The organism is Achromobacter ruhlandii, assembly GCF_902859695.1.
Taxonomy (GTDB): domain Bacteria; phylum Pseudomonadota; class Gammaproteobacteria; order Burkholderiales; family Burkholderiaceae_B; genus Achromobacter; species Achromobacter ruhlandii.
In genome coordinates this window covers 50,032-63,939 of sequence record NZ_CADIJL010000011.1, presented here as the reverse complement: position 1 = coordinate 63,939, position 13,908 = coordinate 50,032, and the positions used below count along the sequence as shown (strand labels likewise).

Genomic DNA, 13,908 nt, shown 5'->3' with positions numbered 1-13,908 from the left:
CAAAAGGAGCAAAACCGCCCATTTTTTTGTAAAAAACACGGGGTTATCAGCGAAAACCCCACCTCCTGCCGAATGCCATTCGGCATCCGACCCCTGCTCAACTGCGGGCGGACAGCGCCACGCCCAGGTACTGGTCGTAGGCGCCCTCGGTCAAGCGGAACCAGGGCATCGCGTTGTCGCGAAAACCCATGTAGTTGTCGTGGATCGCCTTGAATTTCGGGTCCTTCTCGCCCAATTCCTTATAGACCTGCTGGGTGGCTTCAAAGGCGGCGTCCATGACCGAGCGCGGCAAGGCGCGCACCTGGGCGCCGGCCGCGACCAACTGGGCCAGCGCGGCCGGATTGCGGGCCGCATAAGCCGCGGTGGTGCGCGTATGCGCGGCCAGGGCGGCGGCCTCGAGCACAGCCTGGTAATGCTTGGGCAGCTTGGCCCAGGCTTCCTCATTGATATAGAGGGACAACTGCTCACTGGCGGCCCACCAGCTCGGACCGTAATAGAACTTCGCGGTCTTGTTCAGGCCCAGCTTGCCGTCGTCGTAGGCGCCCGCGCCGGCCACCGCGTCCGGACCGGACTTTGCCGCGCCCTCGCCGGGTTTGGCATCCTTCGCGGCCGCGGCATCCTTGGAGGTTCCGGCGTCCTTGGCGGCCCCGGCATCCTTGGCGGCCCCGGCATCCTTGGCAGCCCCGGCATCCTTGGCGTCCTTGGCCGCCGCGACATCCTGCGGCACGACGCCAAGACGCGCCAGCACCTGCGCCGCGAGGCCGTCGACGCGCATCTTCAGGTCTTTCAAGTCGGTGGCGCGCTTGATTTCGCGGTTGGACCACAGCCCCATCTGCGGGCCGGTATTGCCCAGCGGGAAATTGACGATCTTCCGCGCCTTGAACAGTTCGCGCGTCAGGCGCAGGCCGTCCCCCTCGAGCATCCAGGCGTCCATCAGCGCGGCGTCCAGGCCGAACGGCACGGCCGCGTCGAAGCAGAAGGCGGGATTCCTGGCGAAGTAGATGGCCGATGACACGTGGGCGCATTCGACCTTGGCGGCGCCGACCGCGTCCATCAGTTCCAGCGCGGGCGCGACCTCGCCGCCGTCCACCTGCTTGATGCTGAACTTGCCGCCAGTGGCCTCGGAGACGAACTTGCGGAAAATCTCGCCGGCGCCGGCACGCAGGTCCAGCGCGGCCGGGAAGCCCGACGCCAGGCGCCAACTGATCGAAGGGGAATCCTGCGCCAGGGCGGGAGCGCTGACCGCCGCCCCCGCCGCCATGGCGCCCAGGCCGGCCTGCTTCAAGAATGAACGTCGTTGCATCTCTTTGCTCCTCTACAGCGATACCAGTTTGAGCAATACCCGCCGGATATTACACGTTGCCATCGCCGCTGACGGCTAGAGGAATTCCCGAGCGGTCAAGGATTGCAAAGGGCGGCCCGGCCATGTCCGCACCACGGCGGCGGCGGGGCCGCGAGGCGAAAACGACAACGCCCGCCTGTCGAGGCCCGCAGGCCCCGCGCAGGCGGGCGCAGGTCGCGCTCGCACCCGGGATCAGGTGCCCGCGATCGCCATCTGCTCGATCAGGATCGAGCCGGTGGTCTTGGTGCCGCGCGAGATGGTGTCCGCGCCCACCGCGACGATCTGGCGGAACATGTCCGACAGGTTGCCGGCGATGGTGACTTCCTGCACCGCGTGCTGGATCTGGCCGTTCTCGACCCAATAGCCGAACGCGCCGCGCGAGTAGTCGCCGGTGACGTAGTTCACGCCCTGGCCGATCAGCTCGGTGACCAGGAAGCCCGTGCCCATCTTCTTGAGCATGGCTTCGAAGTCGTCGCCGCGGCGCGTCAGGGTGGAGCTGAACACCAGGTTGTGCGAGCCCCCCGCGTTGCCCGTGGTCTGCATGCCGAGCTTGCGCGCGGTGTAGGAGGACAGGAAATAACCCTCCAGCACGCCGGCCGACACCACGTTGCGCTTGCGGGTGCGCACGCCTTCGTCGTCGAACGGCGAGCTGCCCATGGCGCCGCGGATGTGCGGGTCTTCGGTCAGGTTGATGTGTTCCGGGAAGATCGGCTTGCCCAGGGCGTCGAGCAGGAAGCTGGCCTTGCGGTACAGCGCGCCGCCATTGGCCGCCTGCGTCAGGGCGCCGACCAGGCCGAGCGCCAGCGGCGCCTCGAACAGGACCGGGAACTTGCCGGTGCGGATGCGGCGCGCCGACAGGCGCGACAGCGTGCGCTCGGCGGCATAGCGGCCGACGGCCTCGGGCGTGGCCAGCTTGGCGGGGTCGCGCTCGGAGGTGTACCAGTAATCGCGCTGCATGCCGTTGCCGCGCCCGGCGATGGGCGCCACCGACAGGCTGTGGCGCGAATACGGGTAGCCGCCCAGGAAGCCACGGGTGTTGCCCATGACGAACTGGCCTTCGTAGGTGCCGACCGTGGCGCCATCGGTGTTGGTGATGCGGGCATCGACCTCGCGCGCGGCGCGCTCGGCGCGCAGGGCCAGCTCGGCGGCCTCCTCGGTGGAGACGGTCCAGGCGCGATGCAGGTCGAGGTCGGGGAATTCGGTGGCCAACTGGTCGGCGTCGGGCAGGCCGGCGGCCGGATCGGCGGCGGTGTGGCGGGCGATGTGCCAGGCGGCTTCGACCGTCTGGCGCAGCGCGGCTTCGGAGAAGTCGGAAGTCGAGGCGGAGCCGCGGCTCTGGCCGGCGTAGACCGTCAGGTCGAGCGAGCGGTCACGGGTCTGTTCGACGGTCTCGATGTCGTTCTTGCGCACCGACACCGACAGGCCCAGGCTTTCGGAGACTTCGGCCGCGGCGTCCGAGGCGCCGATCTGGCGCGCGTAGGCCAGGGTTTGCTCGACGAGTTCGGAAAAACGCGCGTGATTGGCCGCCAGCGGCAAGGAGGAGGAGGATTTGACCATTGCTGTCCAATTTGCAGAGACGGTTATCATAGCCAAGTCTGTCATTGCGCAGTTTTCCATGAATTCCCACATCGAAGAAGAATCCACCGACGGCTACGCCGAGAACGGCTACGATCGTCCCAGCAAGTCCCAGGTCAAGCGCGACATGCACGCGCTGCTGGATCTGGGCAAGCAGCTGATCGAACTGTCCCCCGAACGCCTCAAGCAGTTGCCCCTGGCCGAACGCCTCTACGAAGCGATCCGCGAGGCGCAGCGCACCACCAGCCGCGAAGGCCGGCGCCGCCAGACCCACTTCGTGGGCAAGCTGATGCGCGACGCCCCCGCCGACGAGATCCGCGCCCAGCTCGACGTGTGGGAAAACGGCTCGCGCGAGGAAACCGCGGCCATGCACCGCCTGGAAACCCTGCGCGACCGGCTGCTCGACGACGACGACGCCCTGACCAAGCTGCTGAACGACAATCCGCAGGCGGATGTGCAGCAGCTACGCGCGGTGATCCGCGCCGCCCGCAAGGAAAAGGCAGCCAACGCCGTGCTGCTGCAAGGCCAGGAACCGCAGAAGAAGCACTATCGCGCCCTATTCCAGGCCCTCAAGACCCTCACCCACTGATTGCGCCCGCCGTCCATGAACGCCCCCACCGACCTGCTCGATTGCATCGAGATCGAAACCGCCTCCAATCCCACGCACGCCGTGATCTGGCTGCACGGCCTGGGCGCCGACGGCAACGACTTCGCGCCCATCGTGCCGGAGCTGGACCTGCCGGCCGGCCTGGGCGTGCGCTTCGTCTTCCCCAATGCGCCGGTGCAGCGCGTCACCATCAACAATGGCATGGCGATGCGCTCCTGGTACGACATCCTGGTGATGGACCTGGTGCGGGTGGAAGACGCCAAGGGCATCCGCGCCTCGGAAGCCGCGATCCACAAGCTGATCGCGCGCGAGAACGCGCGCGGCATCCCGACCTCGAACATCGTGCTGGCGGGCTTCTCGCAGGGCTGCGCCATGACGCTGCACACGGGCCTGCGGCTGCAGGACAAGCTGGCCGGCATGATGGGCCTGTCGGGCTACCTGCCGCTGCTGGACAGCGCCGAGGCCGAGCGCGCCCCGGCCAACCAGCGCACCCCGATCTTCCTGGCCCACGGCCTGTATGACCCGGTGGTATCGCTGCCGCGCGCCGAGGCCTCGCGGGCCGAGCTGGAGCGCCTGGGCTACGACGTGCGCTGGCACACCTACCCCATGCCGCACTCGGTCTGCGCCGAGGAAGTGGCGGACATCTCGCGCTTTCTGAACCAGGTGCTGGTGTAACGCGGGCGGCGCGCGCCGCGCCGCCGCCTTCCCCCGGGGCCCGGATTCGCCGGGCCGTTCGCACGGGGATTCCCTGCTTTGTATACCAAGTGGTATTCCAGCCCCGAATTTTCCGGGGCGCGACTTCGCTCGTCCATAGAGAAAAACGCCAATACCAAAACCCTTGTCGCTCGCGATTGTTGAATATAGTATTCAATCCAAGCCGTATTGGCCCGATCGCAATCGCCTCGGGCTTCCCTGTTGTTGCAGTCGATCCATCCCATTGGCCGTGCCGCGCCGGGTTTCGGCGAGGCATATAGACGCAGGAGAAAGTCCCGTGAAGCCCTTGCCATTGCCTCGCCTGGCGGCGGCGGCGCTGCTTGCCGCCGTCCTCGCCCCTTTCGCCAGCCACGGCGAAGCCCTCAATCCCCCGGTAAAGGTACGCTACGAAGAGGTGGTTCGCTCCATCCTCTACGTGCCCAAGTACGTCGCCCTGTCGCAGGGCTATTTCAAGGACGCCGGGCTGGACGTGTCCATGAAGACCTCGCAGGGCACCGACAAGGGCATGACCGCCCTGCTCTCGGGCAGCGCCGACATCGTGCTGATCGGCCCCGAAGCCTCGATCTACGTGCAGAACAGCGAATCGCCGGTCAAGCCGAAGATCTTCGCCGGCCTGACCGCCACCGACGGCTTCTTCCTGCTGGCGCGCAAGCCGGTCGAGAAATTCGACTGGAGCATGCTCAAGGGCAAGGAGGTGATCGGCTTCCGGCCCGGGTCGAACCCCATCGTGTTCCTGGAGACCGCGCTGCGCAAGCACGGCCTGGACCCGCAGAAGGACGTCAAGCTGCTCAACAACATCGGCATCCCCGCGCGCGCCGGCGCCTGGATGGCCGGCCAGGGCGAGTACGGCATCTTCCTGGAACCCGAGGCCGGCGAACTGGTGCGCAACGGCAAGGGCTACATCGTGGCCTCGGTCGGCCATGAGGTCGGCCAGGTGGACTACACGGTCTTCACCGCCACCGACAAGTACATCCGCGACAACCCCAAGGTGATCCAGGCCTGGACCAATGTGGTGGCGCGCGCCGAGAAATACGTCAAGGACACGCCGGCGGCCACGCTGGCGCCGCAGATCATGACCTATTTCCCCGGCATGGACGCGGCCGCGGTGACCGACGCCATCGAACGCTACAAGCAGTACCAGATCTGGAAGACCACGCCGCTGGTGACGGCCGAGGCGATGAGCCAGCTGCAGGACATGCTGATCGCCAGCGCGGTCATGAAGGATAGCGCCCGCGTCAAATACGAAGACGTGGTGGTGGCGGACTTCGCCAGGAAGGTGCCGTGATGAGCGCCGTCGTCCACAACCTCAAGCCGGACCCGGCCACCGCCAAGATCGAACTGCGCGATGTCTGCCTGAGCTATTTCACGCCGGAGGGCGAGACCGAAGCGCTGTCGCAGGTGTCGTTCGCGCTGGCGCCGGGCGAATTCGTCAGCCTGATCGGCCAGAGCGGCTGCGGCAAGAGCACGCTGCTGTCGCTGATCGCCGGCCTGCACGCGCCAACCTCGGGCACGGTGATGATCGACGGCCAGGCGGTCACCGAACCCAACCCGCGCATCGGCTACATGCTGCAGCAGGACTATCTTTTCGAGTGGCGCACCATTCTCGACAACGTCATGCTGGGCGCCGAGATCCAGGGCCGGCGCGATGCGCGCAGCGAGGCGCGGGCCGTGCACCTGCTGGAAAAGTGCGGACTGGGCGCGTTCCTGTCGCACACCCCGCGCCAGTTGTCGGGCGGCATGCGCCAGCGCGCGGCGCTGGCGCGCACGCTGGTGACCGAGCCCGACGTGATCCTGCTGGACGAACCGTTCTCGGCGCTCGATTCGCAGACCCGGCTGGCGATCTCCGACGAGGTCGTCGACATCCTGCGGCGCGAGGGCAAGACGGTGGTGCTGGTGACCCACGATATCGGCGAGGCCATCGCCATGACCGATCGCGTCATCGTGCTGTCGCGCCGGCCCGGCCGGCTCAAGAGCCAGTACCGCATCCATTATGGCGACGGCGCGCGCCCCACGCCGTTCCAGGCCCGCTCGCGGCCGGAATTCAATGCCTACTTCAAGCAGCTCTGGGACGAGCTGGACGTCCATGTGGAGGGTTGAGCCGTGAACGCACCGATTGCCAACACCGTGCCGCTGCGCGCCGTGCCCGCGCCCAGCCAGAAGTACCTGGACTACCTGCGGCGCGACCGCGCCCGCCGCCGCAACATCCGCATCGCCCAGGCGCTGCTGCTGGTGGTGTTCCTGTGCGCCTGGGAGATCCTGCCGCGCATGCACATCCTGAACCCGCTGCTGACCAGCTATCCGAGCGCGCTGTGGCCGACCTTCCTGGAGCTGTGGAACCAGGGCAACCTGGCCCACCACATCGCCACCACGCTGTCGGCCACGCTGGTCGGCTTCACGCTCAGCATGGTGATCGGCATCATCGTCGCCGCCGCGCTGTGGTGGTCGGACTTCCTGTACAAGGTGCTCGATCCCTTCCTGGTGGTGGCCAACGCCATGCCCAAGATCGCCTTCGTGCCGATCTTCTACCTGTGGCTGGGGTCGGACTACGCGGTCTACGGCATGGCCGTGGCGATCGCGGTGTTCGTGACCATCATGGTGGTGTACGCCGGCTTTCGCGCCATCGACCTGAACAAGGTCAAGCTGGCCCGCACCTTCGGCGCCAGCCGCTGGCAGGTGCTGACCAAGGTGGTGCTGCCCGGCAGCGTGCCGACCCTGATCGCCGCGGTGAAGATGAACATCGGCCTGGCGCTGGTGGGCGTCATCGTCGGCGAATTCCAGTCGGCCGACTCGGGCCTGGGCTTTCTCATCATGAACGGCAGCCAGGTCTTCAAGCTGAACATCGTCATGACCGCCATCGCCATGCTGGCGCTGATCTCCAGCGTCATGTACCTGGTGGTGTACCGCATCGAAGCCGCCGTGGCGCGGCGTTACGGATAAGGAGCCGCCATGCAGATTCCGCAATGGGTGCAGGACCGCGTCATCGCCCGCCAGGGCTGCCTGCATCCCTACGACAGCCTGCCCGGCACCCGCACCGCGGTGGTGGTGATCGACATGCAGCAGTACTTCACGCTGCCCGGCTACCAGGGCGAATGCGCGGCGGCGCGCGACATCATCGCGCCGGTCAACCGCCTGTGCGACGCGGTGCGCGCGGCCGGCGGCACGGTGGTCTGGGTGCAGACCGCCTCCGACAACGCCGACGCCTTCTGGTCGCACCACCATGGCGTGATGCTGACGCCCGAGCGCAGCGCGCGGCGCCTGGAAACCCTGCGCCGCGATGCGCCGGGTTTCGCCCTGCATCCGGACCTGCGGCCGGCCGACAGCGACCTGCGCGTCACCAAGCGCTTCTACAGCGCCATGGCCACGGGCTCGTCGGAACTGGAGCCGCTGCTGCGCGGACGCGGCGTGGACACGCTGCTGATCGCCGGCACGGTCACCAACGTCTGTTGCGAATCGACGGCGCGCGACGCCATGATGCGCGACTTCCGCACCATCATGGTGGACGACGCGCTGGCCGCGGTGACGCCGGCCGAACACGAAAACGCCCTGCATGGCTGGCTGCTGTTCTTCGGCGACGTGCTGTCGGTGGATGAAGTGGCGACGCGGCTGCGGCCGGCGCAGGCCGCGCGCAAGACGGCCTGAAGCCGGCATGGCCCCGGCCGGGCGCGGGCACGCGCCGGCCGGGGCGCTCAGCGCAGGTTGAGCCAGACCCGCCGCATGGTCGGGTCTTCCGGATCCGGATCGTTGGTGAAGCCCAGGCTGGTCATCAGCGACAGCATCGGCCGGTTGGTCGACAGCACCAGGCCGTCGATGTATTCCAGCCCCTGCTCGCGCGCCGCGTCGATCAGCGCGGTCATCAGCTGGCGGCCCAGGCCGCGCCGCTGCCAGTCGTCGCCGATCACCAGCGCGTATTCCGCGCCGCGCCCGTCAGGGTTGCGCAGGTAGTGCGCAAACCCCACCAGCACTTCGTGCGGATGGCCGCGGTTGGCCGGGTTGGGCACCTGGGTGGCGGCCACCAGCGCCAGCTCGCGGTGGTAGTCCACCTGGGTGTAGCGCGACACCATGCGCGGGGTCAGCTCGCGCATCATCGACACGAATCGCATGTAGCGCGAACGCTCCGACAGGCCGCGGATGAAGTCCTGCAGCGGCTGGCCGTCCTCGGGGCGGATGGGCCGCAGCACCCACGGGATGCCGTCGGCGAAACGGCGCACCTGCACCAGGCGCGCCGGGTACGGGTGGATCGCCATATGCGGATAGCCGGCGGTCTGCGGCGTCTCGCAACCCGGCTTCTCGGCCAGGGTCATGCGCAGGCCTCCCGCGCGCAGATGGGTCTCGCCGGCATACAGCGGATCGATGTCGAGCGTTTCGATGTCCGGCAGCTCCGACACCATCTCCGAGACCAGCACCAGCGCCTGCTGCAAGGCCTCGGCGGCCAGGTGGCCGACGCGCGGCGCCAGCACCCGGCGCCACAGCCGGCTGCGCTCGATCATCTGGCGCGCCAGGAAGCCGTTGAGCGGCGGCAGGTCGATGCCGCGATCCGATTGCGACAGCACCGCGTCCGGGCCGCCGGCACCGAAGCGGATGACCGGCCCGAACTGCGGATCGCGCCGCACCCGGATCGCCATGGGGCGCGACTCGGGCTCGGCCGCCGCCACGTCCAGCGGCATGTCGCGCAGCGGCACGTAGAACAGGGACAGCAGCGCGCGGACCTCGGACGTATTCAACTCGCGCCGGCAATCGGCCCGCACCCGCGCCAGGATCTCGCGGGCGGCGCCCAGGTCGGGCACATGGGTGGCCGGCTCGGGCGGCTGGGTCTGCAGCAGCAGTTGCTGGTTGTAATGATGCGTGGCCAGCACGCCGAAGGCGTCGGCGGCGGACTCGGGCGTGCGGAACGCCGAGGTGCCGGCGTCGTCCAGCATGCGCCGCAGCGGCCGCATGCCGGCATCGCCCATGAAGCAGGTGACCACCGGTTTCTTGGCCTTGGGCGCGATCAGCGCCAGCTCGCGCGCCACCGCCGGCATGTCGGCCAGCGCGTCGGGCGCCAGCAGCACCAGCACGCCGTCCACGCCAGTGTCGTCCAGCACCACGTCGAGAATGGCGCGGATGCGTTCCGGCGTCAGCGGCACGTAGGTGATGACCGGATTGGCGCTGGCCGCGTCCGGCTCCAGCATCGCCGCCAGCGCGCGCTGCGTGGCCGGCGCCAGGTCGGCCCGCAGCACCGCGGCGTCCGGGCCGATCAGGTCCATGGCCAGTTGGGGAGGCCCGCTGCCGTTGGAGATCAGCGCCACGCGCCGGCCCTTGGGACGGCGCGTGTAGCCCAGCACCTTGACCGCCGAAAACAGCTGCACGAAGTAGCGCACCCGCACCGCGCCGGCGCGCCGCAGGGCGGCGTCGAAGATGGCGTCGGCGCTGTCGGTGTCGGCGCGGCCGGCCTTGAGCACGATGACCGGCTTGACGCTGGCCGCGGCCCGCAGCGTGCTCATGAATTCGCGCGCCGGGCCGACGTCTTCCAGGTACAGCACGATGCTGTCGGTGCGCGGGTCGCTGGCCAGGTAGTCCAGCACCTTGGACAGGCCCACCACCGCCTCGTCGCCCAGCGACACGGCGGTGGAAAAACCGATATGCACGTCCTCGGCCCAGTCCATGACGGCCGCCATGATGGAGCGCGACTGCGCCAGCAGCGCCACGCGGCCGGCGCGCGCCAGCACCGGGTGCTGGCTCAGGTTCAGGCCCGCATGCGGGCGCTGCGCGCCGAACGAGCGCGGCCCCAGCAATTCGCAGCGGTTTTCCTCGGCCCAGGCGCGGCACAGCGCCAGCGTGCCGCGCGGGTACGGGTCGGGCAGCTCGTGCGGCAACAGGATGACCGAGCGCGGGGCCAGCGGGGACAGCCGGCGCAGGGTCTCGGGCAGCACGGCCGGCGAAACGCAAACCAGGGCCAGATCGGGCCGCTCGCCAGCGGCCAGCCCCAGAAGCGTCTCCGGCAGGTCGGGCGCGGCGCCAGGGTCGCAGGCCACCACCGTGGTTTTCGCCTTGAGCGCGGGTGGCAGCGACGTCGCCGCCGGCAGCGGCCGATCGGCGACGATCACCAGCGAACCGGGTTCGAACATCGGGGCAAGAGCGTGTCGCAGCATGGCGGGAACAGGCACTAATCTAAAATAGCGTTCATCGTAACAAGACAACCCCCACGTCCGCTTGATCCAGGCCCGGTCCGCCGCCGCTTCGTGGCGCCGCAGCCGCTATCATTGCCACCTATGACCTCCAACGCCTCCTCCCCCATCCGCACCCGCTTCGCGCCTTCGCCCACCGGCTTCCTGCATCTGGGCGGCGCCCGCACCGCGCTGTTCTCCTGGGCCTTCGCGCGCCACCACAAGGGCACCTTCGTGCTGCGCATCGAAGACACGGACGTCGAACGCTCCACGCCGGAAGCAGTGCAGGCCATCCTGGACAGCATGGACTGGCTCGGCATGCAGCCAGACGAAGGCCCGTTCTACCAGATGCAGCGCATGGACCGCTACCGTGAAGTGGTCGCGCAGATGCTGGCCGCCGGCACCGCCTACCACTGCTACAGCTCGCCCGAGGAAGTCGAGGCCATGCGCGAGGCCGCCCGCGCCCGCGGCGACAAGCCGCGCTACGACGGTACCTGGCGCCCCGAGCCCGGCAAGACCCTGCCGCCGGTGCCCGCAGGCCGCAAGCCGGTGGTGCGCTTCAAGAACCCCCAGGACGGCGCCACCGCCTGGAACGACATGGTCAAGGGCCCCATCAGCTTCGACAACACCGAGCTGGACGACCTGATCATCGCGCGCCCGGACGGCACCCCCACCTACAACTTCTGCGTGGTGGTGGACGACTGGGACATGGGCATTACCCACGTGCTGCGCGGCGATGACCACGTCAACAACACTCCGCGCCAGATCAACATCCTGCGCGCGCTGGGCGCCACCCTGCCCGAATACGGCCACGTGCCCATGATCCTCGGCCCGGACGGCGAAAAGCTGTCCAAGCGCCACGGCGCGGTCAACGTCATGGAGTACGACAACGAGGGCTACCTGCCCGAGGCCATGATCAACTACCTGGCGCGCCTGGGCTGGAGCCACGGCGACGACGAACTCTTCAGCCGCGACCAGCTGGTGGAATGGTTCGACACCCGCCACCTGTCCAAGTCGGCCTCGCAGTGGGACCCGAAGAAGCTGAACTGGGTCAACGCCCACTACATCAAGCAAATGGACAACGCCGAACTGGCCGAACGCGTGGCGCCGCGCGTCGCCCATCGCGGCGGCTATCCGGAAAAGATCGACCTGCCGGGCGTGATGGGCCTGCTCAAGGATCGCGCCGAGACCCTGGAACAGCTGGCCGACGGCGCCATGCTGTTCTGCGGCGAGTTCAAGCCGGCCGCGCCGGAGCTGGTCGAGCAGCACCTGACCGCCGCCGCCCGCGAGGCGCTGGCCGACTTCGCCCAGCGCGCCCAGGGCGCCGACTGGACCCGCGAGGCCATCTCGGCGCTGATCAAGGCCGTGCTGGCCGACCGCGGCCTGAAGATGCCGCAACTGGCGATCCCGCTGCGCGTGGCCGTCACCGGCCAGACTCAGACGCCCGCGGTGGACGCGGTGCTGGCCCTGCTCGGCAAGGACGTCGTGATCAAGCGCCTGGCCGCCATCTGATCGGACTTCCGTCCACGAAAAAGCCCCGCCCGGCCTGGCCGTTCGGGGCTTTTTTTCGCCTCACGGGCCGGTTACCGTCCCGGCGCCGCGCGGCGGCAGGCATCCCTAGGCGGCCTTGGGCCGCGCCTTCAAGGCCCAGGAGAAGAACGCGCCCAGCAGCGGCAGCAACACGGCCGAACCGCCGAACAGCACCGCCGCGCCGGCCTCGTCCACCACCGAGCCGGCCAGCGCCACGCCCGCCGCCTGCCCCATGAACAGGCAGGAGGCGAACCAGGCCACCGCCGTGCCGCGCGCCGACGGCACCATCTGGGTGGCGTTGGTCTGCAAGGTCGCGTGCAGCAGGTAGTAGCCGAAGCCCGCCAGCACGCTGGCCAGCAGGCTCCACAACCACACCGGCCCCAGCAGGTACGACAGGAAGGCCACGCCCAGCACCAGCCCGCCCGCCACCGCCAGGCCGCGTTCGCCCAGGCGCTTGAGGATGCGGCCCGCCACCACCGTATAGAGCAGCCCGCCCACCGCGTACACCGCCACCAGCGCGCCGGCCGCCGTCAGCGAGATGTCGAAGCGCTCATGCAGGTAGGACGGCGCGAACGCCAGGGCGCCGAACACCAGCAGGCCCTCGATGAACACCGTGGCCAGCACCACGCGCGCCCATGGCGTGCCCAGCACCAGCCGCGCCTGTGCCACGAAGCCCTGGCGCGGCGCGTTCGGATCGACCACGCCCAGTCCCAGCGCGCGCTGGCGCCGCACTTCCCGATGCAGCAGCGTGCCCACCACCAGGTAGCCGGCCACCAGCGCCGCGAAGGCCCAGCGCCAGCCCAGGGTATCGGCGAACAGGCCGCCGGCCAGCTGCCCGGCCGCCATGCCCAGGATGGTGCCGGTCAGAAAGCGCGCCAGCGTCGCCTGGCGACGCTCGTAAGGCACGGTGTCGCCGATCCAGGCCATCGACAGCGGCACGATGCCGGCGCCCGCCGCCCCCGACAGGGCGCGGCAGAACACCAGCACGTCCAGCGTCTCGGCCAGGAACGCGCCGGCGCTGCCCAGTGCGCAGGCGAACGTCGCCACGCTGACGACGCGGTATTTGCCGTAGCGGTCGCCGACCGGACCGAAGAACATCTGCAGCACGCCGTAGGCCACCGCGAAAGCGGTGACGGCGCGCGCGGCCTGGCCGGTGCTGGCGCCGAATTCAGCCGCCAGCTGGGGCAGCATGGGATCACAGATACGGAAGGCGCTGGCGCTGACGAAGGCGGCCAGGGCAAGCAGCGCGATGGCGCGCGCTTCGGATGACAGGGCGGGCATGGAGGGCCGGCGGCGCAATGAAGGACGAAGTCCGCACCTTACCGCAGCCGCGCCCGCTTGGCGACGCCGGCGCCCGGATTCCGTCCGCGCGACGGAACGCGGAATCGCCGGCTGCCCCAGGGATCAATACGGCAGGCGATAGCCCTGCGGCATGCGGCGCGCGGTCACGATCTGGCCGCCGCTCTTGAGCTCGCGCAGCGTCAGCTTGGCCTGCTCGACCTTCTCGACACGGTAGCGGTTGATGTAAATCGGATCGGCGGCGTCGACGATCTCGCCGTTCGATTGCGTGGTCTGCATCGTGTAGACGCCGTCCACCACGCTCCAGCAACCCGTCTCGCGCAGCGCCGGACGCGTCTTGCGGCCGATCTTCAGCTGGGTTTCATAGGCCATGCGGCCATCGGCATACAGCACCGTGAGGGCCTGGAAATCGCCGCTGACGCCTTTCGGCTTGGAATTCGAATACCAGGTGCCGACCATGGGATCGCCGCTCTTGGCGGGCACGCATGCCACCGGCTTGGGCGCCGCTTCCGGCTGGGCCTCGGTAATGGAGGCGGGTTTCCTGGCGGCGCAGCCGGCCAGGATCAGAAGGGCGCAGGCCACGCCCGCCGAACGCAAATACACACTGCTCATGAATTCCTCAACACGTCTGTCGACGCGCCGCGCCGCTCAAACCGGCACGCCCCTCGCGCAGCAAACATCACGCACTCTAAAGATGC

At 68.8% G+C, this 13,908-nt stretch carries 12 protein-coding genes; 7 read left to right on the top strand and 5 right to left on the bottom strand.

Annotated elements, in window-relative coordinates:
* Window positions 1-97 precede the first annotated feature (97 nt).
* Together HV742_RS15465 and pmbA are read right to left on the bottom strand one after the other, a co-directional pair.
* Window positions 98-1,303 (bottom strand): TRAP transporter substrate-binding protein, encoded by a 1,206-nt coding sequence (locus HV742_RS15465; protein WP_175145856.1) that lies wholly within the window; start codon window positions 1,301-1,303, stop codon window positions 98-100.
* A gap of 231 nt (window positions 1,304-1,534) precedes the next feature.
* Entirely contained in the window at window positions 1,535-2,899 is a 1,365-nt protein-coding gene (gene pmbA, locus HV742_RS15460) for a metalloprotease PmbA (RefSeq protein ID WP_006388634.1), read from the bottom strand.
* A gap of 58 nt (window positions 2,900-2,957) precedes the next feature.
* Here pmbA and yjgA point away from each other — a divergent pair, with 58 nt between their 5' ends.
* From yjgA to HV742_RS15430, 6 genes are all read left to right on the top strand, one after another.
* Complete coding sequence (gene yjgA, locus HV742_RS15455; protein WP_175145855.1) at window positions 2,958-3,506, top strand: ribosome biogenesis factor YjgA; 549 nt, start codon at window positions 2,958-2,960, stop codon at window positions 3,504-3,506.
* A 15-nt stretch (window positions 3,507-3,521) separates the two neighbouring features.
* The gene (locus tag HV742_RS15450) at window positions 3,522-4,199 is read left to right on the top strand and encodes an alpha/beta hydrolase (RefSeq protein WP_006388632.1); all 678 of its coding nucleotides are present in this window, start codon (window positions 3,522-3,524) and stop codon (window positions 4,197-4,199) included.
* A 316-nt stretch (window positions 4,200-4,515) separates the two neighbouring features.
* Window positions 4,516-5,523, top strand: a complete 1,008-nt coding sequence (locus HV742_RS15445) for an ABC transporter substrate-binding protein (protein WP_049071164.1) — start codon at window positions 4,516-4,518, stop codon at window positions 5,521-5,523.
* The gene (locus HV742_RS15440; RefSeq protein WP_006388630.1) at window positions 5,523-6,335 is read left to right on the top strand and encodes an ABC transporter ATP-binding protein; all 813 of its coding nucleotides are present in this window, start codon (window positions 5,523-5,525) and stop codon (window positions 6,333-6,335) included. Before HV742_RS15445 ends, HV742_RS15440 begins: the two co-directional genes overlap by 1 nt.
* A gap of 3 nt (window positions 6,336-6,338) precedes the next feature.
* A complete protein-coding gene (locus tag HV742_RS15435; RefSeq protein WP_049071162.1) occupies window positions 6,339-7,175 on the top strand; it encodes an ABC transporter permease in 837 nt (278 codons plus the stop codon).
* Between the two features lie 9 nt (window positions 7,176-7,184).
* A complete protein-coding gene (locus HV742_RS15430; protein WP_175145854.1) occupies window positions 7,185-7,877 on the top strand; it encodes a cysteine hydrolase family protein in 693 nt (230 codons plus the stop codon).
* Window positions 7,878-7,924: 47 nt separating this feature from the next.
* Here the strand turns inward: HV742_RS15430 and HV742_RS15425 are convergent, their stop codons facing one another.
* On the bottom strand, window positions 7,925-10,366 hold the full coding sequence (locus HV742_RS15425) for a bifunctional acetate--CoA ligase family protein/GNAT family N-acetyltransferase (RefSeq protein ID WP_100508654.1): 2,442 nt from the start codon (window positions 10,364-10,366) through the stop codon (window positions 7,925-7,927).
* A 120-nt stretch (window positions 10,367-10,486) separates the two neighbouring features.
* On the opposite strand from HV742_RS15425, the gene gltX reads away from it, so the two are divergent.
* Complete coding sequence (gltX, locus tag HV742_RS15420) at window positions 10,487-11,893, top strand: glutamate--tRNA ligase (protein ID WP_054416265.1); 1,407 nt, start codon at window positions 10,487-10,489, stop codon at window positions 11,891-11,893.
* A 105-nt stretch (window positions 11,894-11,998) separates the two neighbouring features.
* On the opposite strand, the gene HV742_RS15415 is transcribed toward gltX, so the two are convergent.
* The gene (locus HV742_RS15415) at window positions 11,999-13,192 is read right to left on the bottom strand and encodes an MFS transporter (protein WP_059269263.1); all 1,194 of its coding nucleotides are present in this window, start codon (window positions 13,190-13,192) and stop codon (window positions 11,999-12,001) included.
* 123 nt (window positions 13,193-13,315) lie between these two features.
* Complete coding sequence (locus HV742_RS15410) at window positions 13,316-13,822, bottom strand: hypothetical protein (protein WP_049071152.1); 507 nt, start codon at window positions 13,820-13,822, stop codon at window positions 13,316-13,318.
* Window positions 13,823-13,908: the final 86 nt, after the last annotated feature.

What these genes read in the sequence shown, in the direction of transcription:
- HV742_RS15425 (WP_100508654.1), bottom strand. Translation starts at nt 10,366, where the DNA reads ATGCTGCGACACGCTCTTGCCCCGATGTTCGAACCCGGTTCGCTGGTG.
- HV742_RS15430 (WP_175145854.1), top strand. Translation starts at nt 7,185, where the DNA reads ATGCAGATTCCGCAATGGGTGCAGGACCGCGTCATCGCCCGCCAGGGC.
- HV742_RS15465 (WP_175145856.1), bottom strand. Translation starts at nt 1,303, where the DNA reads ATGCAACGACGTTCATTCTTGAAGCAGGCCGGCCTGGGCGCCATGGCG.
- gltX (WP_054416265.1), top strand. Translation starts at nt 10,487, where the DNA reads ATGACCTCCAACGCCTCCTCCCCCATCCGCACCCGCTTCGCGCCTTCG.
- HV742_RS15415 (WP_059269263.1), bottom strand. Translation starts at nt 13,192, where the DNA reads ATGCCCGCCCTGTCATCCGAAGCGCGCGCCATCGCGCTGCTTGCCCTG.
- yjgA (WP_175145855.1), top strand. Translation starts at nt 2,958, where the DNA reads ATGAATTCCCACATCGAAGAAGAATCCACCGACGGCTACGCCGAGAAC.
- HV742_RS15440 (WP_006388630.1), top strand. Translation starts at nt 5,523, where the DNA reads ATGAGCGCCGTCGTCCACAACCTCAAGCCGGACCCGGCCACCGCCAAG.
- pmbA (WP_006388634.1), bottom strand. Translation starts at nt 2,899, where the DNA reads ATGGTCAAATCCTCCTCCTCCTTGCCGCTGGCGGCCAATCACGCGCGT.
- HV742_RS15410 (WP_049071152.1), bottom strand. Translation starts at nt 13,822, where the DNA reads ATGAGCAGTGTGTATTTGCGTTCGGCGGGCGTGGCCTGCGCCCTTCTG.
- HV742_RS15450 (WP_006388632.1), top strand. Translation starts at nt 3,522, where the DNA reads ATGAACGCCCCCACCGACCTGCTCGATTGCATCGAGATCGAAACCGCC.